22 protein-coding genes, 2 tRNA genes and 1 pseudogene are annotated in these 19,210 nt (G+C 51.7%); 3 read left to right on the top strand and 22 right to left on the bottom strand.

What is annotated here, in order from left to right:
• The 22 genes and pseudogenes from JCM12296_RS08010 to JCM12296_RS08100 all read right to left on the bottom strand — a co-directional run.
• A partial coding sequence (locus JCM12296_RS08010; RefSeq protein ID WP_054691427.1) for a lipase family alpha/beta hydrolase occupies window positions 1-1,595 on the bottom strand: 1,595 nt, incomplete at its 3' end.
• A gap of 183 nt (window positions 1,596-1,778) precedes the next feature.
• A complete protein-coding gene (locus JCM12296_RS08015; RefSeq protein WP_054691428.1) occupies window positions 1,779-2,099 on the bottom strand; it encodes a methyltransferase in 321 nt (106 codons plus the stop codon).
• Between the two features lie 241 nt (window positions 2,100-2,340).
• Window positions 2,341-3,024 (bottom strand): methyltransferase family protein, encoded by a 684-nt coding sequence (locus JCM12296_RS08020; RefSeq protein ID WP_054691429.1) that lies wholly within the window; start codon window positions 3,022-3,024, stop codon window positions 2,341-2,343.
• 239 nt (window positions 3,025-3,263) lie between these two features.
• Window positions 3,264-3,479 carry a hypothetical protein gene (locus JCM12296_RS43805; protein ID WP_246804066.1) on the bottom strand — a complete coding sequence of 72 codons (216 nt, stop codon included), beginning with the start codon at window positions 3,477-3,479 and terminating at the stop codon, window positions 3,264-3,266.
• Complete coding sequence (locus JCM12296_RS36110; protein ID WP_083455954.1) at window positions 3,460-3,756, bottom strand: toxin-antitoxin system TumE family protein; 297 nt, start codon at window positions 3,754-3,756, stop codon at window positions 3,460-3,462. Before JCM12296_RS36110 ends, JCM12296_RS43805 begins: the two co-directional genes overlap by 20 nt.
• A 632-nt stretch (window positions 3,757-4,388) precedes the next feature.
• A complete protein-coding gene (locus JCM12296_RS08030) occupies window positions 4,389-4,793 on the bottom strand; it encodes a hypothetical protein (protein WP_157067459.1) in 405 nt (134 codons plus the stop codon).
• Window positions 4,765-5,028, bottom strand: coding sequence for a hypothetical protein (locus JCM12296_RS39710; protein WP_054691432.1), 264 nt, complete (start codon window positions 5,026-5,028; stop codon window positions 4,765-4,767). The genes JCM12296_RS08030 and JCM12296_RS39710 overlap by 29 nt, the downstream gene beginning before the upstream one ends.
• A 17-nt stretch (window positions 5,029-5,045) precedes the next feature.
• Window positions 5,046-5,531 (bottom strand): hypothetical protein, encoded by a 486-nt coding sequence (locus JCM12296_RS37975; protein WP_157067460.1) that lies wholly within the window; start codon window positions 5,529-5,531, stop codon window positions 5,046-5,048.
• An 85-nt stretch (window positions 5,532-5,616) separates the two neighbouring features.
• Window positions 5,617-6,264 (bottom strand): hypothetical protein, encoded by a 648-nt coding sequence (locus JCM12296_RS37980; RefSeq protein WP_157067461.1) that lies wholly within the window; start codon window positions 6,262-6,264, stop codon window positions 5,617-5,619.
• Between the two features lie 661 nt (window positions 6,265-6,925).
• Window positions 6,926-7,174: a Txe/YoeB family addiction module toxin gene (locus tag JCM12296_RS08040; protein WP_172683813.1), complete on the bottom strand. Its 249-nt coding sequence runs from the start codon at window positions 7,172-7,174 to the stop codon at window positions 6,926-6,928.
• The gene (locus JCM12296_RS08045; protein ID WP_054691434.1) at window positions 7,164-7,367 is read right to left on the bottom strand and encodes a prevent-host-death protein; all 204 of its coding nucleotides are present in this window, start codon (window positions 7,365-7,367) and stop codon (window positions 7,164-7,166) included. The genes JCM12296_RS08040 and JCM12296_RS08045 overlap by 11 nt, the downstream gene beginning before the upstream one ends.
• A 300-nt stretch (window positions 7,368-7,667) precedes the next feature.
• Window positions 7,668-7,745, bottom strand: a tRNA-Glu gene (locus JCM12296_RS08050).
• 19 nt (window positions 7,746-7,764) lie between these two features.
• Window positions 7,765-7,840: transfer RNA gene (locus JCM12296_RS08055), tRNA-Lys, on the bottom strand.
• Between the two features lie 119 nt (window positions 7,841-7,959).
• A pseudogene (locus JCM12296_RS48945) lies at window positions 7,960-9,371 on the bottom strand (TrkH family potassium uptake protein).
• Window position 9,372: 1 nt separating this feature from the next.
• Window positions 9,373-10,737, bottom strand: a complete 1,365-nt coding sequence (gene trkA, locus JCM12296_RS08065) for a Trk system potassium transporter TrkA (protein ID WP_054691435.1) — start codon at window positions 10,735-10,737, stop codon at window positions 9,373-9,375.
• Window positions 10,738-10,971: 234 nt separating this feature from the next.
• On the bottom strand, window positions 10,972-11,712 hold the full coding sequence (locus tag JCM12296_RS08070; RefSeq protein WP_054691436.1) for an energy-coupling factor transporter transmembrane component T family protein: 741 nt from the start codon (window positions 11,710-11,712) through the stop codon (window positions 10,972-10,974).
• Window positions 11,700-12,452, bottom strand: coding sequence for an energy-coupling factor ABC transporter ATP-binding protein (locus tag JCM12296_RS08075; protein ID WP_054691437.1), 753 nt, complete (start codon window positions 12,450-12,452; stop codon window positions 11,700-11,702). The genes JCM12296_RS08070 and JCM12296_RS08075 overlap by 13 nt, the downstream gene beginning before the upstream one ends.
• Before the next feature lies 1 nt (window position 12,453).
• Window positions 12,454-13,014 carry a biotin transporter BioY gene (locus JCM12296_RS08080; protein ID WP_054691438.1) on the bottom strand — a complete coding sequence of 187 codons (561 nt, stop codon included), beginning with the start codon at window positions 13,012-13,014 and terminating at the stop codon, window positions 12,454-12,456.
• Window positions 13,015-13,104: 90 nt separating this feature from the next.
• On the bottom strand, window positions 13,105-14,031 hold the full coding sequence (locus tag JCM12296_RS08085; RefSeq protein WP_054691439.1) for a biotin--[acetyl-CoA-carboxylase] ligase: 927 nt from the start codon (window positions 14,029-14,031) through the stop codon (window positions 13,105-13,107).
• A gap of 249 nt (window positions 14,032-14,280) precedes the next feature.
• A complete protein-coding gene (locus JCM12296_RS08090; protein WP_054691440.1) occupies window positions 14,281-15,294 on the bottom strand; it encodes an NAD(P)H-dependent flavin oxidoreductase in 1,014 nt (337 codons plus the stop codon).
• A gap of 158 nt (window positions 15,295-15,452) precedes the next feature.
• Complete coding sequence (mpl, locus tag JCM12296_RS08095; protein ID WP_306303987.1) at window positions 15,453-16,877, bottom strand: UDP-N-acetylmuramate:L-alanyl-gamma-D-glutamyl-meso-diaminopimelate ligase; 1,425 nt, start codon at window positions 16,875-16,877, stop codon at window positions 15,453-15,455.
• Window positions 16,864-17,049 (bottom strand): hypothetical protein, encoded by a 186-nt coding sequence (locus JCM12296_RS08100; RefSeq protein ID WP_054691441.1) that lies wholly within the window; start codon window positions 17,047-17,049, stop codon window positions 16,864-16,866. The genes mpl and JCM12296_RS08100 overlap by 14 nt, the downstream gene beginning before the upstream one ends.
• Window positions 17,050-17,207: 158 nt before the next feature.
• Here JCM12296_RS08100 and JCM12296_RS08105 point away from each other — a divergent pair, with 158 nt between their 5' ends.
• The 3 genes from JCM12296_RS08105 to JCM12296_RS08115 all read left to right on the top strand — a co-directional run bounded on the left by JCM12296_RS08105 (window position 17,208) and on the right by JCM12296_RS08115 (window position 19,140).
• Complete coding sequence (locus tag JCM12296_RS08105) at window positions 17,208-18,380, top strand: sigma 54-interacting transcriptional regulator (protein ID WP_054691442.1); 1,173 nt, start codon at window positions 17,208-17,210, stop codon at window positions 18,378-18,380.
• Complete coding sequence (locus JCM12296_RS08110; RefSeq protein WP_157067462.1) at window positions 18,296-18,715, top strand: AAA-type ATPase lid domain-containing protein; 420 nt, start codon at window positions 18,296-18,298, stop codon at window positions 18,713-18,715. Before JCM12296_RS08105 ends, JCM12296_RS08110 begins: the two co-directional genes overlap by 85 nt.
• A gap of 86 nt (window positions 18,716-18,801) precedes the next feature.
• Window positions 18,802-19,140 (top strand): hypothetical protein, encoded by a 339-nt coding sequence (locus tag JCM12296_RS08115; RefSeq protein WP_054691444.1) that lies wholly within the window; start codon window positions 18,802-18,804, stop codon window positions 19,138-19,140.
• Window positions 19,141-19,210: the final 70 nt, after the last annotated feature.

Here is a 19,210-nt window from a genome sequence, read left to right on the forward strand (position 1 = left end):
ATCTTTGCGGCCATTGTGACCATGCTTGCCACATATTCTCCCACAGGAATAGGTCCAATTATTTTACCATCGTCTCCATGGTTAAAGAAAGTAACGACTTCCTCATCCTTTTTACCAATACGATAAAGCAGGAGTGCTGGTTTGGGTCTCACCCTCTTGCAATCATAGTCGTATGCAAAATGAATCTTAAGGTATCCCCCGGCTTGTTGACGGGATATACTATCTTGCTCATAAGATGTATTAAGAATTGCATTAAATTGATCTGCCACTTTCTCGCTGAAAAGCAAGCTTGCATGGTCCTCATTAAAAGCATAGCTCATGCCAGCTTCGGCTTGTGGCCTGTCGTCCAGAAGACTGGATAGGGTAATCGTACCGTCATTGTTCGATCGTAAAGGATTGCGACTTCCTTTGTAACCGTAAAACAAATAAAACTTCACGGATTCGGGTAATTTTTTCCTGTATAATGATTTGATAAAATCACCATCCGGTTGCATATCGTACCAGCTGGGAATGACTACCGGAGATTGCTTGACGCCGTATTCGGCCATCCGATCGCCGCCCCATGGTGTTGCCATTGAAAAAAAAAGTGTTACGTAAGGAAATTGTGGAAAATAATTTACGATAAAAGATCTTGCGACCAAACCGCCCATGCTGTGGGCAGCAAAAATAATTTCATTAAATTGGTATTTCGCCTGGAGGTTGGATAGTTTCCAGAGCAGCAGGTATGCCATGCTGTCTATGCGCAGTCCGGTTGGATAGTAAAAGAACCAAGGCTGAAAACGGGACCTATCGATGTGATTAACAAGATACTGCCATCCTTTGGGCGTTCCGGTGGCGCCGTGTATAAAAAGAATCGGAATTTTATCAGGATCATATTCCTCGAGAAAATAGATAGTTCCGCCAAATTGAGAGAAAAACGAGCCCGGCTCCCAAAAGCCTTTTTTCCCATTCTCCTCAGCAAAGCGCTCATCATCTAAATCCGTTATAATTCCCGCTTGCCGGCTATAGAGATGTGGAGGCTTTACCGATGAGATTATTTTCCCATGGGGTATCTCTATATTTTGATACTTTTCTGGAATGATGATATCAATATCGAAAACAACGCCAACGGCAGGAGCTCGGACTAAAGTTGGGTCGCCATATTGACCGGCAGGTTCACCATCATCATAAATAAGGTTGCTGTTTTTATCCCGATACGCAAAGATGTAATAATTACCTTGATGAACGCCGAGCTCATACTCTCCGGAATCGTGCAAAACCGTATAGTTTACGGCTTTCATTCCATCTTCCACTGAGCAAGCAGCGACAATAATCGGCCCGTTTCCCAAGCATTTTGCATCAATATGCCCGACGATAGCTGTGTATTCCTGAAATTTATTCGTGTCTTTTTTCAATTTAATAAGCGAGCAGCCCGTTGCGGTAAAACATATTATAAAAAGACTCATGCTCACTATTTGAAAAGTAGCCAGTATACCCGCCTTCAAGTTATTTATCGTAAATTTTAATGTTTCACGGCAAGACTCAAATTTTTCCATAACGACACGGCCTTGGTTGTCTGCTGCAATGCATGGTAAAAAAGTTCTAAGACTTTCCATTTGTTGACTCATGTACAGATACATTACGAAATATGGGGATAAGAAACGGCACCGCTTTCTTATATTCTAAATACGGGCGACCAAATCTTAATTCCAGCTCCCGTTCTTCAAAGAATTTTAAATAAAAGATATGGGCTGGAATAACTTCAAGTGCCAGCCATAGAGTAAAAAATGTCGAACCTGCTAAGAGGCCAAGTGCCAAACATCCCGCATAAAAGCAAAAGACATTGGATTTCTTGACAACTTATATACATATCCATCAACTACATTCTTTGTCAGAAAAAAAGCGGCTTGACCGTGACCTTTCTCCATTAAGGCCAAATTTGAAACCGCCACAAAAAATATCCCAATAGGGATAAATATCACGCCAAGTGCTATTCCTATTGCCCTATATGGCAGGGATTGAATCCCTAAAAGCTCATCATATTTAGTAAGGCCCGGGTAGAATATCCCAATCAATACTGGAAGAAATAAAGCAACAACAACAATAAAGTGGAGAGTCATCGTTGTTGTTTCACATACTTTTTCCGTTGGATATTTCCTTAGAAAGATGCCAAGAACAACTGTACTTAGAAAAAATAGCGCGCATCCGATTATTTGTATGTATATCATTCGCATTTTAACAGTAAAATAAGTATTTGCATCTAAATCGGGATATTGACTATCTTTTGATATTCGGATTGTAATTGGTACCGACAGGCTCTTTATCCTCCCAAGGAAGCCGTGGTTCGATTATTTGATGAATTTACCAAATACCAGGGATAAGCCGATATTTTATTTTTCGAGAATACTCCGAATATCCGTCCAACTCGTTCTGTAGCATCCTGTCCTCAAGAAATGTACGAATAATCGTAATGATAACAGCAAGAATTGCTGGGATCAATGAATACAACGATCCGATGATAAATGAATCCGCTAAACACGCAAAAATCATGGCCACATAACCGGGATGGCGAACAAGACCATAGGGACCGTTCATTACGACCCTGTGAGCACGATCATTTTGAATTCTTGAGCTCCCCTCAAAATGCTCATTTGTCAACATGGCCCAATAAAAAAGGAGAAAGAACCCCAAATAGAGAACAATACCCACAATCGCATAGTTGATGTTCAATTGAGACCACTGATATCTACCGACATCAAGCCCTGCCAATATTGGGATGGCCAACAAAACCAATAAAAAGTAGATTGCCAAAATTAGCTTGTCCCATCTTTTAGTACCCTGCCGGATAAATGCTCTCTGGTTTGCCAACCCGGGTGCGAACTTCCACATCAATATAGCACCGACGATCGCCCCCAGAAAATGAATTCCAAAAGCAAGCCATGCTCTCAAGATATTCAGTTGGCCAGCCGCGAGAAAAAAGGCAACCGCCATCAGTATCGTCCAGCGTAAAGGTGCAAGCAGATACCTGACACCTTCTTTGTTCAATCGCGGCTCCATTGGCTTCCTCCCGTCACCTTCTAAATAGAATCTGTGTTCAGACCAAAGCTGATGAACCCGTAAAAAGTCGCATTTCCGACGGATTCGTAAAAAGAAGGCCGACGACTATCACCCATTCGGGGTGGAACTATTAAACAGAAGAGATTGGCAGATGGAAGAGGATTCCACATTCTTATGACAGAACCAAATGCAGGAGGCAAGCAATTTATTATAATTTTTTCAATGAGTTAAAACATTGACGAATAAGGGGATTCATTGGTATTATTTTTAAAAGAAGGGATTAGTTTGGTCCGACCAGGGCAATCAGTTAATACGCGCCAAAGCAATTCCGGCGTCGCAAAGCTGATGCGTGCGGAACCTTCGGGTTTTCCTGTCTCCCAAGCCCTTGTAAAATCCGCCATCGCATCGCCAGGCGTCCGTACATCAAGGGTTACGATTTTCATGGTTCCACCTCTCGATATCATGCTGGAAATCAGCGACCAACTGTTCCGGTATCGTGAACTCATCGGCGCGTTCCTTTCCACCCAAATGGCGATGATCGCCCTTACCGGTCTCACTATCGTAGCGCAAAACACATTCGCCACGCACAACATACGCGAGCCTGTATTTAAACCCGTGTAAAGACCCCATCAGCGGCTTTGGGAAACACCACAAAACCAGTTCTGCAAATGCCGATTGGGAATATATAATACGTGTGTGAATGAGTTTTACGGCTTTCATGTTGGAAACACCTAAATTGAGCGATTGTCCGAGCTTGCCGCATATACAAGGAAGATGGCTTTCCGCTATAGTCTCCTATGCGGGGAGTCATCTGACGCCGTAGATGGGGTGAGATCGGCAATCCCGGAGGGTTTCCCATTTTGGCGTTTTAAAGTGGCGTAAGGCACTCACACTACTTTGGATTACAACATGTCCAAAATGGGAAACGCTCAATTTAGGGAACAATACCAACACCGTTGACTGTTATCAATCAGTCCAACACTTCGACCGGAATTCAGTCTTGTTGTGTCGATTCCTTTCTGCACGGGCAATGTTTGACGGGCCTTGCCCGTCTATTGTTTCTATTCATACGTTTATATGGTGATATAGTGACATTTTATTTAGATATTTAAGGACGTCCCGGAGTTCCCGGAGTTCCCCCCAAAAAGCAGGATATAGGCAAGAGACACCTGCCAAAAGTCAACCTTATAATGTTCTTTTTGTCCTCAAAAAACTCAATATAGCTAAATTTTCAGGGGGTATTTTAAAGTCAATTAAAACAATTCTAAATAGTTGGTTTTGCCCGATGCCACGCCGAATACGGCAACGCATAGAATGAATCTCGTTACCACATTCGACTATTATATAAATAATTATTTTTTTCCAATATTCTTAGCAATATCAATTATTATATCCACATTTGATCTTGCAATTGATTTTAGATCAATCCAGTAGTTTATCATTGTAACATCTTCCTTTTTGACTTTTTCTCTGCGTATCTGCGATTCTAAGTATTCAATTGCTTCAATTGAATCCTCATAATTCTTATTTTTAAATCCTATTATAGCTGCAAAATCATTAGCATTGGGAGGTTGATTAGGATTCTGCGTTAAGTAAACCAAATAGGGTCCACTGCTATAATCTAAATTATAGCCATACCACCTGTATAATCTATCTGCATAAGTTTTTCCCATTTCAACATTTAGTCCATCGGTTTTAGGATTTTTTACCCAAACAACCAGATTGTTATTACCAATACTTTTCCCAAAACGCTTCAAACTTTTTTTTAAAGTTATTACTATCTTTTAGAGTCAAATTTTCCGTATAATAATATGAAGTTGCAAAAAACAGTGTATATGAATCATAGTTGTCTGGGATTTGATAATTACCTATATCTTCTTCAATATAAAGAGGGGCTACTTGTTGTTTCTTCATTGTGCAGTTTATAAGGGTAAGAAATATGATCGTCAAGATGATAATATTAACTTTTGAGGACTCTTTTTTGTTTTTCAAAACTGCAATCTCCTATGTTATTTGATGAATGAAAATATTGGAACTTGCAAATACTTATATGGCAGAACAACACCCGTAACTATTTTTGATGGATTCACATATCCATTTTGAGTTTTTATATGAGTTTTTAGACTATTTTTATTATCCAACCTAATATTATTTCCATTACTATAGATTACAAATTTTGCATTAAATGGAACTATTCCAAATCTTGGGAGTGCACATCCCCAGTATCCTAAGAAGATTTTGAGATCTGGATAGCGATTTATACTATACAAATTGTAATTATATTCTTGACCGTGAATTGAATAATTTGAAAATTGGACAGCTAAGAATTCTTGCGATTCAATTTCTGACATTCTCTTTATATTTCTTAAGCATTTGACTCTGTGAATTAATGAATCGTTATAGTAAATATTATGATTAACATCGTTGATGTTTTTTAACTGATACTCATTCAATCCTTCTAATAATTGGCAAAATTCTTCAATATCTATATTCATATAATCTAATAGAATTGCGGCACCGAAATCAGCAAGAAATTCGATAAATGTCCCAAGATTAACAAGTTCATTTAAGTTGCAAGTACTATAAATTGTGTAGATATATGATATCTGGAAGATATTGAGTGAGTTTAGTCAAATCATATAAATATTTATCCTTTATGAATTGATTATATGCATCTGCCACTTTCCATTGGTAACATATATGGCCATGTAAAATATGTATTAATTCATGTGAGATTAAAGCAATTCTTTGCTTATCATTTTTTGCAGAATATGGTCTATCACTATCCCACAAGGCTCTTGAAAAATGAATTTCACCATTTGGATAAGAGGCAGCTAAAGGCATCTGAGTTGAAAAAATTTTTATTTTTAGGTTTGGTATATAGTATAGTCCATAGTCCCTATACGATGAAAACACACTTGAAGATCTAATAAGTTTAAAGTAAGCGCTACTAACTTTTCTGAGTAATCTGTCTGCTTTTACTTGTATTTCATTATCAGGCAAAATCTCGGTATCACCTATTTTCGCGATAACTTTATTGCAATAAACGTCTGCAGTTTCTTTGTTTGTAAAACATGGAAATGAAATATAAGCATTTGATATTGGATCGTATCCCGAAGATTCCCAGAACTGGATAATAGAACAACCTTCAATGTTGCAAAGAAAGAGAAGGATGACAAAAAAATGTTTTGTTTTCATATTTAATTTTACATTTTCGGGACAAGCCAAGCAAGTGGCTCACAGGAAGTAACTTATAAAAAGGGATCAAGTCTGCCCTTGACACAGCCGCATGTTTTCTACGAATTTTTATCTATGGTAAGCCCACCTCACACATCGTTTTCAAGCACTTGACACCATCAAATGAATATCATTTACAGCGCGGAGAAACCAGTGTCTCAAACAAAGGCTATCGTAGCCGAGTAAACCAACTTTCTTATTCACACTTGGAAATAAAAAGCCGGATCACAAACACATCGGAATACAGCCCGATGCTGTATCCAACGCGCCTACGTCCGGCGATTAAGAAACGATTTTGTTTTCAGTTCTGAAGCATCTTTCACAACGTGGCTCAGTCCAGTTGTATTTTCAACAAAGCAAACTGTTTCTACGATGTGCTTGAATAGGAACGCTTTTGGTGGAACTGAAGGTCCACCCTCCTTTGCTCTTAAGCAAATCTACTTTTTTTATTGGCAAAGTGGCAATTTGGCTATGCAAATATCATACAATAAGCGATATATATAGATATCTGTTTAAATTTAAGAGGTTATGTTTTTTGCAGAGTCGCTGGTGTAACGATTCGTGTCGAATATTCTAATTAAGGAAGCGTATAGCTGTGAAGATAGGTTACACCCATGGAGAGAATTAGGGGCATTTTTCGGGTTTTTGGTCTTTAATAGTGGTAACGGCAGGCTAAAATACGGATGTTGTTTTCATTGACCTGGTAAACCAAACGGTGTTCCTGGTCGATGCGGCGGGACCAGCAACCGGAAAGCTCATGCTTTAGCGGTTCTGGTTTGCCGGTACCGGTGAACGGATCGCGCTGTACCTCCTTGATCAGCTTGATAATGCGTAGGGCCTTTTTGCGATCCTTTTCCACCCACCAAGCCAGATCCTCGAACCCGGACGGATCAAACTCCAAGCTTTTTGCAGGCTTCGTCAAAGGGGATGCCTTTCTTGCGGTTTTTTGCCTCCAGCAATCGTTTCTTCATCGCCTCGTTTTTAAGAAGATAGGCCGTCTCTTTTTCTGACTCAATTTCCCGCCAAAGGTCGATGGGCACAATGACCCCAACCACCCGGTTGTTTTCATCGGAGATGTATTGAATTTGGCCCATGATGGTACCTCCTTTACTGCAAGGGCGCCCCGTGGGGCTGTTTCTATCGTTCGGCATCGCACTTGATCAGCACACCCGCGATCAAATGCAGACTTCACCGGCAGGGCCTACTGTGGGCATATCCGAGTTTCTCTAATGGCCGCCAATTGCTTTGAGAATAGCATAAGCTTCACCTTTTACAAGCCTATCGTTTTTTAGCTTGCATTCACCCCCCAGAACCATAAAAACAAAAAAGCCGTAACTGCAGAGGGTGTCTGCGATTACGGCCAGTACATAGGGGTGTTACATGTATTAAAAAAGTGGCGTCCCCAAGGGGATTCGAACCCCTGTCGCCGGCGTGAAAGGCCGGTGTCCTGGGCCAGGCTAGACGATAGGGACGCAAACTTTAGCTCTTTTTTGGTGGGCCGTGTTGGACTCGAACCAACGACTCTCTGCTTAAAAGGCAGATACTCTACCGACTGAGTTAACGGCCCGAAAGAGAAAAACCGTTTCTACACGCGGCAAGCCCTTTTGTCAACCTTAAAATCGGCGGTCTGGTAAAAAGATGGCAAGGCCCTCTATTTCCTCCAGAATTCCGGTACCACCAGAATGATCAGGGTATAGATTTCGAGCCGCCCCAGCAGCATGCACCAGGCAAGCAGCCATTTCCCCAGGGCCGGAATGCCGGCGAAATTTTCCACCGGTCCCACCAGACCGAAGCCCGGCCCGATGTTTCCGATGGTAGCGGCCACGCGCCCAGGGCGGTGACGAAATCCACCCCGATGCCGGCCAGGAGCACCGTGCTCAAGGCAAACAAGGCCATGTACAGGGCCAGGAAGCCCAGCACGCTGCGCACCACATCCTCGGGTACGCCCTTGCCGCCGATCTTGATATGCGATACCGCCCTTGGATGGATCATGCGGAACAGTTCCTTGTAGCAGAACTTGAAACAAAGCATGATGCGCAGGCACTTCATGCCACCGCCGGTGGATCCCGCCGAGGCCCCCACGAACATGCACAAAAAGATGAGTAGCTGGGACATGGCCGGCCACAGCTCGTAATCCGCCGTGGCATAACCGGTGGTGGTGACGATCGAAACCACCTGAAAAGCGGCATAGCGCAGGGACTGGCCGGCATCGGCATACACGCTTTTGTAGATGTTGGCGCCGACGACAAGGGTCAGGATCAGGCACATGGCCAGGTAGAAGCGGCATTCCGAATCCTTCCAAAAGGCCAAGGGACGCCCCTTGAGCACCTGGTAGTGCAGGGAGAAGTTGATGCCGGCCAACAGCATGAACAGGGTGATGACCCCATCGATGTAAACGCTGTCAAAATAGGCCACGGAGGCATTCTTGGTGGAAAAGCCGCCCGTGGGCATGGTGGTGAAGGCGTGGTTCAAGGCATCGAAGAGCGTCATGCCGCCAACCATCAACAGCGCCGCCTCGGCAACGGTGAGCAGCGCGTACACCTGCCAGAGAATCACGGCCGTGTCGCGGATGCGCGGTTTGAGCTTGTCCGGCACCGGGCTGGGCACCTCGGCCTTGTAGAGCTGCATGCCGCCGACGCCAGAAAGGGCAGAATGGCGATGGAGAGCACGATGATGCCCATGCCCCCCAGCCATTGAATGAAGCTGCGCCAGAGCAACAGCCCCGGGCTCTGCCCCTCGATGTCGGTCAGGATCGAGGATCCGGTGGTGGTGAACCCGGAGACCGACTCGAAAAAGGCGTCCACGAAGGTAAAGCCCGGGTCGGAAAAGTAGAACGGCAGGGCGCCGAAGAAGCCGATCGCCGTCCAGCCCACGGCCACGATGGCCATGCCTTCGCGCTGGCTGATGGATTCGGTCTTTTCATGCCGGAAGACCAGGGTCAGCACGCTGCCGCCCACCAGCGTCAGCCCCATGGCCTTGACCAGCGGCATCAGGCTGCCGTCCATGGCGAAAAGGGCGTAAACCAGCGGAACCAGCATGGTGGCGCCGAAAAAAAGGTTCAGCACACCGACGGTATTGAGAATATAGCGCCAGCGCATGCTAGAAGTACTCCAGCTTGACGGCCAGGATCTTCTCCACGCCGGGGATGGCTTTCCGGGTGGCGAAGATGATGATCCGGTCCTCGGGTTCGATGATGCTGTCGCCGGTGGGGATGATGATCTTTTCCCGGCGGATGATGCCGGCCACCATGGACCCCTTGGGGAAGGCGATCTTCTTGAGGGGCTTGGCGACGATACCGGAGGTGGGCAGGGCCACCGCCTCCATCACCTCGCCCTCTTCTCCCTTGATCGAAATGGCCGAAAGCACCTTACCGCGCCGGATGTGCTGCAGGATCGTGTTGATGGCCGACAGGCGCGGGCTGACCACCTGTTCGATCCCAATGGTCGACATCAGCGGGAAATAACTGAACTTGTTGATCTGGGTGATGGTTTTCTTGGCCCCCAGGCGCCTGGCCAGAAGCGCGGCGAGGATATTGGTCTCCTCGTCACCGGTAAGGGTCACCACCAAATCGGCGTCGTGAATGTTCTCCTCTATCAGAAGGCCCTGGTCCGAACCGTCGCCATGCAAAACCACGGTTCGGTTCAACCGTTCGGCCAGGTGTTCGCAACGCGCCGCCCGTCTTTCCACGACCTTGACCGAAAGCGACTGGGCTTCCAACTGGCGGGCCAGCCGGTAGCCGATCCGACCGCCGCCGACGATCAGCACCCGTTTGACCGGTGTCGCGTGCTTGTCGAAGATGGACAGATGGCGGAAGAGTTTCTTTTCCTCACTGATAAAGTAGACCAGATCGCCGCCGCGCAGATGGTTGTTGCCCTTGGGGATGATCAGGCGATCATCGCGCACGATGGCGGCAATCAAGGGGCGGTCCTCCGGAATAACGGCGGGCAGATCGGAAAGTTTGACATCGGCCAGCCGCGATCCGGGATCCAGGTAAAGCCCCACGAACTTGATTCGCCCATCGGCGAATTCGCCGACGTCCACCGCGCCGGGAACGCTCATCAGGCGCTGAATCGTGCGCACGACTTCGATTTCGGGGTTGATCACCGTATCGATGTGAGGTGTGTTGCTCTTGAAGGCATTATGGTAGCGATCGAAATCGGCGCCGCGCAGGCGGGCCAATTTCTTGGTGGTCGGCGCGAGAATATCGGCGACCAGGCAGGCCACCAGGTTGACCTCATCGGAATCGGTCACCGCCAGCATGATTTCGGCCTCGTGAATACCGGCCTCTTCGAGGATGGAAGGACTGCTTCCCGACCCGTTGATGGTCTGCACGTCGATGCTCTCCGAAAGGCGCTTCAAGGCCTCGGGATTGGCATCGATCACGACCACATCCTTGTTTTCAAGAGCCAGCCGACTGGCAATATGGAACCCGACTTCTCCGGCCCCCACGATGACGATTTTCAAAGGCGCACTCCTTTGGGACAGGGATTGATGGAGGTGATGATGGGTCCTTTATCAGAAAGCGGCCGGTGTGGCGACCTTTATTGATGAACGCGTAAAAAGTCGCATTTCCGACGGATTCGTAACAAGCCCGAGATCAAGGCTTGCGAATCCTTAAGGAATGAGGCGTACTTGGCGTACGCCGCAGTGACGAAGGATACGCGTAACGCCGATATCGGGCTTGTTACGAATCCGTCTTTATTGAATGAATACGGTTGCAGCGAGCAGCAACGCGACACCCAAGGCCACCGCATCGATGCGGCCAAAGGCAAGCGCGGGAAGGGTGCGATCGTTGGAATAGCAGCGCGCCTGCATGGCGGCGGCCAGTTCATCGGCCCCCAGAAAGACGCGCCGAAACAGCGGGATGGTGAAATGCCGAAGCCGCACCAGGGGATTCTTGCGCCGGTCGATGCAACGGGCGCGCTGGGCATCGGACATCTCCCTGGCCTGGAAGAGAATCAGGGGCAAAAAACGCACCACCAGCCCCACCATGGTGGCCGCCATGCGCGGATTTATCCCGGGAATGGGCCTCAGGAACCAGACCAGGGCGGCGCGGATGTGGGCGATACGCGTGCTGGCCATCAGCAGAATGCCCATCAGCACCACGCTGAGCAACCGCCAGCAGACCATGCCGGCCTCGACCAGGGCAGGAAGAGAAACCGACGGGATCCAGCCGCCACTGAACGACACGGCGCGCACCGCGAATACAAAAACAAGAAAGTAAAGGAAGTAGCGTGTTTCCGCGATCGTGCGGCCCAGGGAGAGGCCCGCGGAACGGCCCAGGATTCCCAATGCAAGGGTCACCACCCCCAGGAAAGTCACGCCGGCGTTGAGACTGAGTCCCCCCAGAAGAAAAAGCAGCATCTGCTTGGTGCGGGGATCCAGGCGATGGAGTAGCGACCGGCCGGGGATGAACCCGATGGCGGTCAGCTCACCCACGGTTGAATGCCCTTGCCCAGTTGCACGGAGCAGGGTGGCCGGATCCCGTATTGGGCGATGCCGGCAACCACCGCTTCGGGAATGCCGTCGCTGACCACCCGGCCCTTGGCCATGACCACCAGGCGCCGGGCATGGGCGATCACCTTCTCCAAATCGTGGGTGGTAATGATGATGGTGTGTCCTTGCCGGTGCAGATCGAGGATCCGCTCCAACACGCGGCAGGTGGCCGGAAAATCCAGGTTGGAGAAGGGCTCGTCCATGAGCAGAACCCGCGGCTGCATGGCCAGTACGCCGGCGATGGCCAGACGCCGCTTCTGCCCGCCGGAAAGGTGGTGGGGGCGCTTGTTCTCCAGCCCGACAAGATCCACGGCCGATAGGGCCTGGTTCACCCGGCGATCGATCGCCTCGCGGTCCAGTCCCAGGTTTTCGGGGCCGAAGGCGGTATCGTCGTACACCGTCTCGCCGACGATCTGGCTGTCAGCATCCTGAAACACCATGCCCACCGCCTGGCGGGCGGCCAGGGGATCGTCGCGCACCGATCGGCCACACACCCGGACGTCGCCGCTCTGGGCCATCAGCAAGCCATTGAGATGCCGCAGCAAGGTCGTCTTGCCCGAGCCGTTGGCACCGGCGATGACCGTCAGCTCGCCGGCATTGAAATCCAGACTGACCGCGTCCAGGGCCAGGGTCCCATCGGCAAAGCGGTGGGTCAGATGGTGGGTCTGAATGATCGGCGCCATCCTATCCGGCAACCCTCACCGGACCGGTCAGGCCGTCGAGCATGGGCCGCAAGGCCCGGACAATGGGAATGGCCACGGCGATCTTCAATCCATCGCCAATCAGAAAGGGCAGCATGCCTACGGCGGCGGCCTTGGACCAGGTCATTCCGGTGATCAGTTTGAGCCAGGGCACACCAAAGGCATAGATCGTCAGCGTACCGGCCAGCATGGCCATCAGGTCCACCGCCACGCGGCCGCGCCCCTTCTCGGCGATCATTCCCACCAGGTAGACGGCAGGCACATACCCGAACAGGTAACCGCCGGTGGGGCCGACAAACTTGCCGATCCCGCCGGTGCCGCCGGCAAAGACCGGCAGTCCGGCGGCACCGGCCAAAAGATAGACCGCGATGCTGATCACGCCCCAGCGCCCGCCCAGAAGCAGGCCGGCCAACAGGGCAAAGAGGTTTTGCAGGACAATCGGCACCGGACCGATGGGAATGGCGATATAGGCGCCCACTGCCGTCAGGGCCGCCATCAGGGAAGCGTAGATCATGCGTTTCAATTGCAGGGTGGATGAATCCATGGAAGTACTCTCTGAGTTAGTTTTGGGTGTCAAAATCAATGCCTGTCGGCCATGCGCTGCAAGGCTGACAGGCCAATCCGGCGCCAGTGGTTATTGGTGAAAGCAGTCGCCGTAAATCACCGTCCGCAGGGTCCCGTCGTCCTGTTTCAGGATCAGGCCCCCCTGGGCGTCCACATCCATGGCCAGGCCCTCGACCGTCTCTTGCAAAATAAATACACGCACGCGCTGGCCCACGGTAACGTTGAAGGCTTTCCACTGCTCAATCACGACCGCGGGATCGAAAGTGCGGATACGTTGTTCGAATCGATCGAGGAAGGCTAGCAGGATTTCCCGGCGCGGCACCGGCCGGCCAAGCAAATGCTTCAACGAGACGGCAACGGGCGTTTCGGTTTCCGGGGCATTGTTGACGTTCAGGCCGACACCGATGCCCATGTAGGCCACCTGGTCCCCTTCGGCTTCCATCTGGGAAAGGATGCCGCAAATCTTGCGTTGGCCCACCAGGATGTCGTTGGGCCACTTCAGACAGGCATCGACTTCGTAATGCTCCCGCAGCACCTCGGCCATGTCGACGGCCGCCGCCAGGTTGACCAGGCCGACCAGCTGGAGGGGAATCGCCGGACGAACCACAAGGGTGAAATAGAGGCCGCCATCGCCCGACGCCCAGGTACGTTGCATGCGTCCCCGGCCCTCGGTCTGGCGCTCGGCCACCACCACACTGAAATCGGGGCATCCCTCACGCGCCAATTCGATGGCTTCGTTCATGGTCGAGGTGGTTTCGGGAAAATAGTGGATCTGCGCCTGCCGCTCGCCGAAAGCCCACGGCGTCAGGCTGTCCGGGTCCTGGAGGAGCCGGTAGCCCTTGGGGGTGGTCTCGATGGCCGCGCCCTGCTGGACGAGTCCCTGAATGTGCTTCCAGATCGATACGCGGCTGATCCCCAGCCGTTCACTGAGAACTTCGCCGGAGACCACATCGTCGACGCTTTTCAACAAGGAAATGATTTTGTCTTTGGGTGTCATTTGGTTAACTCCTTTGTGTATAAAAGGTTAACCAGATTTACCCATGGATGTCAACCGTGGAAACAACGCGGCCCAGGGCAATCGCATTTGGAGCCTATTCACCCAAAAAATGGTCGCAGGCAAGGCCAGCTCCTACAACAAACGACGATATACATTGACATAACAAGAATTTGTAGGAGCGGGCCATGCCCGCGAAAATAGAAATCGATCCAAATGCGATTGCCCTACAACGCGGCCGTGCGGTCCCTGCTATTCGCCCAATTGTTGGGCAAGGCGCTGCAGCTCGTTTTCGGCGTCGCCGAGCAGTTCATCGAAGATACCCTGAAGCGGCAGGATCCGGTCGGCCAGCCCCACGCTCTGGCCGGCCATCAGCGAGCCTTTTTTCGTGTCGCCATCCATAACCGCGTGCCGCAGGGCCCCCATCCAGAAGCGTTCGACCTCGAATTGCGCCTCCATGCGATCCATGGCCTGGGTTTCGAGTTTGTGAATCAGATCCAATTGCAGCTTGCCGAACGCGTCCGTCCCTTCGTTTTTCAGTGCCCGCACGGGAATGACCGGCAGACGACTGTCAAACTGCGGCGTGGCCACCGCATCGCGGGCCTTGGCCCGCCGAAAGGTTTCCTTGAATTCCGGGTGTACGGCACACTCCTCGCTCATCACAAAACGGGTGCCCATCTGAATGCCGGCCGCGCCCATCATCAACAAATGCGCCATCATGCGGCCCGTGGCAATTCCGCCGGCCACGAAAATCGGCACGGAATCGACCTTGAACAGGATCTGCTGGATCAAAACGGTCAGGGAGACCGGACCGATGTGGCCGCCCGCTTCGGAGCCTTCGAGGATCAACGCGTCGGTGCCCATCTTGATCAGCTTCAGGGCCAACTGCTCGGTGGGGGCGAAACAGATGACCCGCGCCCCGCTCTCCTTGGCCCGATGGATGTCGTTTTCCCTGGGGATGGATCCGGCAAAGACCACCACCGCGCATTTCATCCGGCAGACCATGTCCAACTGTTCCGCGTAGGCCGGTGCGATGGTGATCAGATTGACGCCGAAGGGGTCTGCCGACAGGGACCGGGTTTCCTCGATCTGCTGCTGCAATACCGCCACCGGGGCGTTGCCGCCGGCGAGCAGACCAAACCCGCCGCAACGCCCCAAATGGCTCACCAACTGCGGGTTGCTGACCCAGGTCATGGCCCCGCACAGGATCGGATAGCGGCATCCTAAAAATTGGCGACCCTTTTCAAAGAAGCGATCGAGCAGCATGATGTTATCCCCCAGGACAATCGCATTTGGATCGATTTCTATTTTTCGCGGTCATGGACCACTCCTACAACATACTGTGATTCCACCATTTTCCAGATTTTGCAGGAGCTGTCCATACCTGCGCCAAGGGACTTCCCTCTTGGATGCCAACCGGCACCTCAGAGGAGATCGAGCAGCCTTTCGTGGATATTGTCGAAGCCGCCATTGGACATGACCAGAATAATGTCACCGGGTTTGGCGGTGCGTTGGAGGTCCGCCAGGATGGCCTCCGTATCGTCGAAATGAAGGGCATCCCGCCCCCTGGACTTGAGGTCGGCGACCAGCTGCAGGCTGGAAAAACGCTCCCCTTCGGGGACTTTTTGCAGCATCGAGGGTTTACGGATCAAGATCCGGTCGGCGGCATCGAAAACCGTGGCATAGTCCTGCTGGAAGACCTTGCGCATGCTCGAGTTGGTGCGCGGCTCGAAAACGGCCACAAGACGATTGTTCGGGAAATGCGTTTTTACCGCCTGGACCGTTTCGCGGACGGCCGTGGGATGGTGGGCGAAATCGTCCACCACGGTGATGCCGTTTTTTTCGCCCCGGATCTCCTGGCGCCGTTTGACGCCGGCAAACCGTTCCAATGCACCGGCGATCTGGTCCGGGGTCACGCCCAGGTCATGGGCCACGGCCACGGCGGCAAGGGTGTTTTTTAGATTGTGCATGCCGATCATGGGGCTCTTGAAACAGCCATATTCCCGGCCGCCATGCAGAATACGAAAATGGGTCAGCGGTGCCTGGATGCGGATATCCGCCAGCTGCCAGTCCGACGCCGCTTGCAGCCCGTAGGACTCACGCCGGCAGGCCGCCCTGCCGGCCAAGCGGATGACGTCGGCATTGTCGTCGGCGCTCACCAGCAAGGCCTCGGGCCTGAAAAGGGTAACAAACCGCCCGAAGGCCTCGCGCACATGATCCAAGTCGCGGTAGATATCGGCATGGTCGAATTCAATACTGGTCAGCACGGCGGCGTCCGGCGTGTAGTGGAGAAATTTGGGTCCCTTGTCAAAAAAGGCGGTGTCGTATTCGTCCGCCTCGATCACGATGCAGTCCCCGCTCCCGCTGCGATAGTTGCTGTTGAAATTCGGCAGGATGCCGCCGATGATAAATGAAGGATCCCGGCCCGCCCAATGCAGGATCCAGGCAATCAGGGCCGACGTCGTCGTTTTACCATGGGTTCCCGCGACCAGCAGTTGGTGTTTGCCGGCGGCGGCAAAACGGTTCACCGCCTGGGGCATGGAGCAGTAGTACAGGCCCATCTGACCTGCGGCGACCACTTCCGCGTTGTCCCGCGAGACGGCATTGCCCACCACCACGAGATCCGGCTTGGAAGACAAATGCGACGGATCGAATCCGTTCATGATCAAAACGCCCTGCTCTTCCAGAAAGCGGCTCATGGGCGGATAGATGTTGTTGTCCGAACCGGTGACCCGGTAGCCCATCTTTTTGAGCATGCAGGCCAGCGCCCCCATGGCCGTGCCGCAGACGGCAATCAGGTGGATGGTGTCCACCCGTTCGGGAATGCGATTGTTTTCAGGCAGCATCATTGGTGAATGATCCTTTGATCAAGAGGCCGGTGTCGTCTTTGGTTGAACGCCACAATACCCTGTTTGGGGTAACATCACAAGGTTTTGCAATAAAGGCCTTTTGATCGGCCTTTATGCTGCCGATAACCCCTATACCGGCTTGGCCAAGCAAGCCGGCCGGAATGGTTTTCATCGGAACGCCGGTAGTAAACCGGCACGAAGGATGCGTGTCAAGGATGGGTCGTCACGCATGATCAACACGCTTACCACGTCAACCCGTAGTGCTGGATTAAGCGATACTATTTCCCACCGGCATTCACATTTGCCGGCAACCAACGCGATACGCCAACAATGATACATACGGATACCGTGGACGCCACCGCCCCCATTGAGCAACTGAAGGCCATTTCGTCCTGGGTCTCTTCCGTTCAGGACCTGGACAAACTGCTTCAGTTGATAATCGAGTCGGCCACCAATGTCGTTCGCGCCGAAGCCGCCTCCCTGCTGCTGGTCGACGCCAAGACAGGCAGCCTCTATTTCAAGGTGGCCACCGGCACCAAGGGCGCCGAAGTCAAGGAATTCAGGGTCAAAATCGGAGAGGGCATCGCCGGTCATGTCGCCCGCACCGGCCAGCCCCTGTTGATCGCCGATGCCAAGCAGGACAGCCGCTGGATGCGCACGATCAGTGACCGGGTGGATTTCGAGACGCGTTCCATGGCTTGCGTGCCCCTGAAGATCAACGATCGCACCATCGGCGTCGTGCAGGTCCTCAACAAGCGCGATGCCAGCCGCTTTACCCAGGCAGACATGGACGTGCTCGAAGAGTTTTCGAACCTTGCCGCCCTGGCCATCGGCAGCGCGCGAAGCCTTGAGCAGGTTCGCCAGGAGAACCAGGATCTGAAAAAGGCGTTGGGCGAAAAGCATCAGATCATCGGCAAAAGCCTGACCCTCGCCAAGGTGCTGGAGGATGCCCAGAAGCTCTCGCGCACCAAAACCACGGCGTTGATCCAGGGCGAAAGCGGAACCGGCAAGGAACTTTTGGCCCGCCTGATCCATCGTGAGAGTCCGCGCAAGGAGAACCCATTGGTGGTGCTCAACTGTGCCGCCCTTCCCGAAACCCTCTTGGAATCCGAGCTGTTCGGCTATGAAAAAGGGGCCTTTACCGGTGCGACCAGCCGGAAAACCGGCAAGTTCGAAGCCGCCCATGAAGGCACCCTCTTTCTCGACGAAATCGGCGAGATGGCCCCGGGTATCCAGGCCAAATTATTGCGGGTGCTGCAGGAAGGCGTTTTCTATCGGGTTGGCGGCAATACCCCCATCACCGTCGACGTGCGGGTCCTCTCGGCCACCAACAAGGATCTGAAGAAAGAGGTTGAAGCGGGCAACTTCCGTGAAGATCTGTACTATCGATTAAACGTCGTCCAGCTTACCATCCCCCCTTGCGCGAACGTCTCGAGGACGTCCCGCCCCTGGTCGAGCACTTCCTGGATCTCTTTAAAAAAGAGACCGGTCTGTCCCACCTGACCATCTCCGATGCGGCCATGGACAAGATGGCGAGTTACGATTGGCCCGGCAATATCCGCGAACTGCGCAACGCCATCGAGCGGGCGGTGGTCATGGGGAATGGAAAAAGCATCGTTCCGGAGGATCTGCCCATTACGGCGTCGCTGCCGAAGATCAGCGGGATGCGCGTGGGGCTGACCCTCGAGGAAGCCCTCAATGAATTCAAGAAGGCATTTATCCTGCTCAACCTGAAACATACGGGAGGGAACAGAAGCAAAGCCGCTCGGATCATGGACATCCAGCGGACCTACCTCTCAAGGTTGATTACCCGCTTCAACATTCGGGACTTGGCCTGATTTGTCCATCGGCCGGTTGCCAATTGAGGAAAATCAAGATATAAGAATGACATCCCCAGCCCATTAGAAACTCTGGAGATTGCCCAATGGCATTGTCTGCCTCCAAAATCGATCGGCGAGAACCCATCGTTCCGGCCTTATTGGCGTCGGCCGTCATATTTTTCATAACCGTTTTCAGCGGTGGCTGGCAACCCGTGTATGGCGCCGCGACATCGCCGGATCCAGTGGTCCAAACAAGCAAGCCGACCACTCTGGACCAGGACGACGAGCCCGGCGTCAGCATAGCGCTTTCCAATCACTCGACGCTGGACATCAATGTCCAATGCATCTTCGATTACGTCCAAGGTGAGGAAAACACATTTACCGATTTGCAAGAATGGCAGCGGGCACTGATCCCGTGGGTCCGTCTGCATTTTTCCTTCTGACGCCGTGGCACCGATGCCTTGCCCATGGGTAAGGTGAACAGTAAACACACCCCCCTTGTCGGCACCTGGG

This window comes from Desulfosarcina cetonica JCM 12296 (assembly GCF_001311845.1).
GTDB classification, from domain to species: Bacteria; Desulfobacterota; Desulfobacteria; order Desulfobacterales; family Desulfosarcinaceae; genus Desulfosarcina; species Desulfosarcina cetonica.

Excerpts from the sequence above, each read along its gene's own strand:
- JCM12296_RS08015 (WP_054691428.1), bottom strand. The coding sequence starts at position 2,099 with ATGACTCTCCACTTTATTGTTGTTGTTGCTTTATTTCTTCCAGTATTG.
- JCM12296_RS43805 (WP_246804066.1), bottom strand. The coding sequence starts at position 3,479 with ATGAAAATCGTAACCCTTGATGTACGGACGCCTGGCGATGCGATGGCG.
- JCM12296_RS36110 (WP_083455954.1), bottom strand. The coding sequence starts at position 3,756 with ATGAAAGCCGTAAAACTCATTCACACACGTATTATATATTCCCAATCG.
- JCM12296_RS37975 (WP_157067460.1), bottom strand. The coding sequence starts at position 5,531 with ATGAATATAGATATTGAAGAATTTTGCCAATTATTAGAAGGATTGAAT.
- JCM12296_RS08045 (WP_054691434.1), bottom strand. The coding sequence starts at position 7,367 with ATGGGCCAAATTCAATACATCTCCGATGAAAACAACCGGGTGGTTGGG.
- JCM12296_RS08075 (WP_054691437.1), bottom strand. The coding sequence starts at position 12,452 with ATGGCGCCGATCATTCAGACCCACCATCTGACCCACCGCTTTGCCGAT.
- JCM12296_RS08080 (WP_054691438.1), bottom strand. The coding sequence starts at position 13,014 with ATGGATTCATCCACCCTGCAATTGAAACGCATGATCTACGCTTCCCTG.
- JCM12296_RS08085 (WP_054691439.1), bottom strand. The coding sequence starts at position 14,031 with ATGACACCCAAAGACAAAATCATTTCCTTGTTGAAAAGCGTCGACGAT.
- JCM12296_RS08090 (WP_054691440.1), bottom strand. The coding sequence starts at position 15,294 with ATGCTGCTCGATCGCTTCTTTGAAAAGGGTCGCCAATTTTTAGGATGC.
- mpl (WP_306303987.1), bottom strand. The coding sequence starts at position 16,877 with ATGATGCTGCCTGAAAACAATCGCATTCCCGAACGGGTGGACACCATC.
- JCM12296_RS08100 (WP_054691441.1), bottom strand. The coding sequence starts at position 17,049 with ATGAAAACCATTCCGGCCGGCTTGCTTGGCCAAGCCGGTATAGGGGTT.
- JCM12296_RS08105 (WP_054691442.1), top strand. The coding sequence starts at position 17,208 with ATGATACATACGGATACCGTGGACGCCACCGCCCCCATTGAGCAACTG.
- JCM12296_RS08115 (WP_054691444.1), top strand. The coding sequence starts at position 18,802 with ATGGCATTGTCTGCCTCCAAAATCGATCGGCGAGAACCCATCGTTCCG.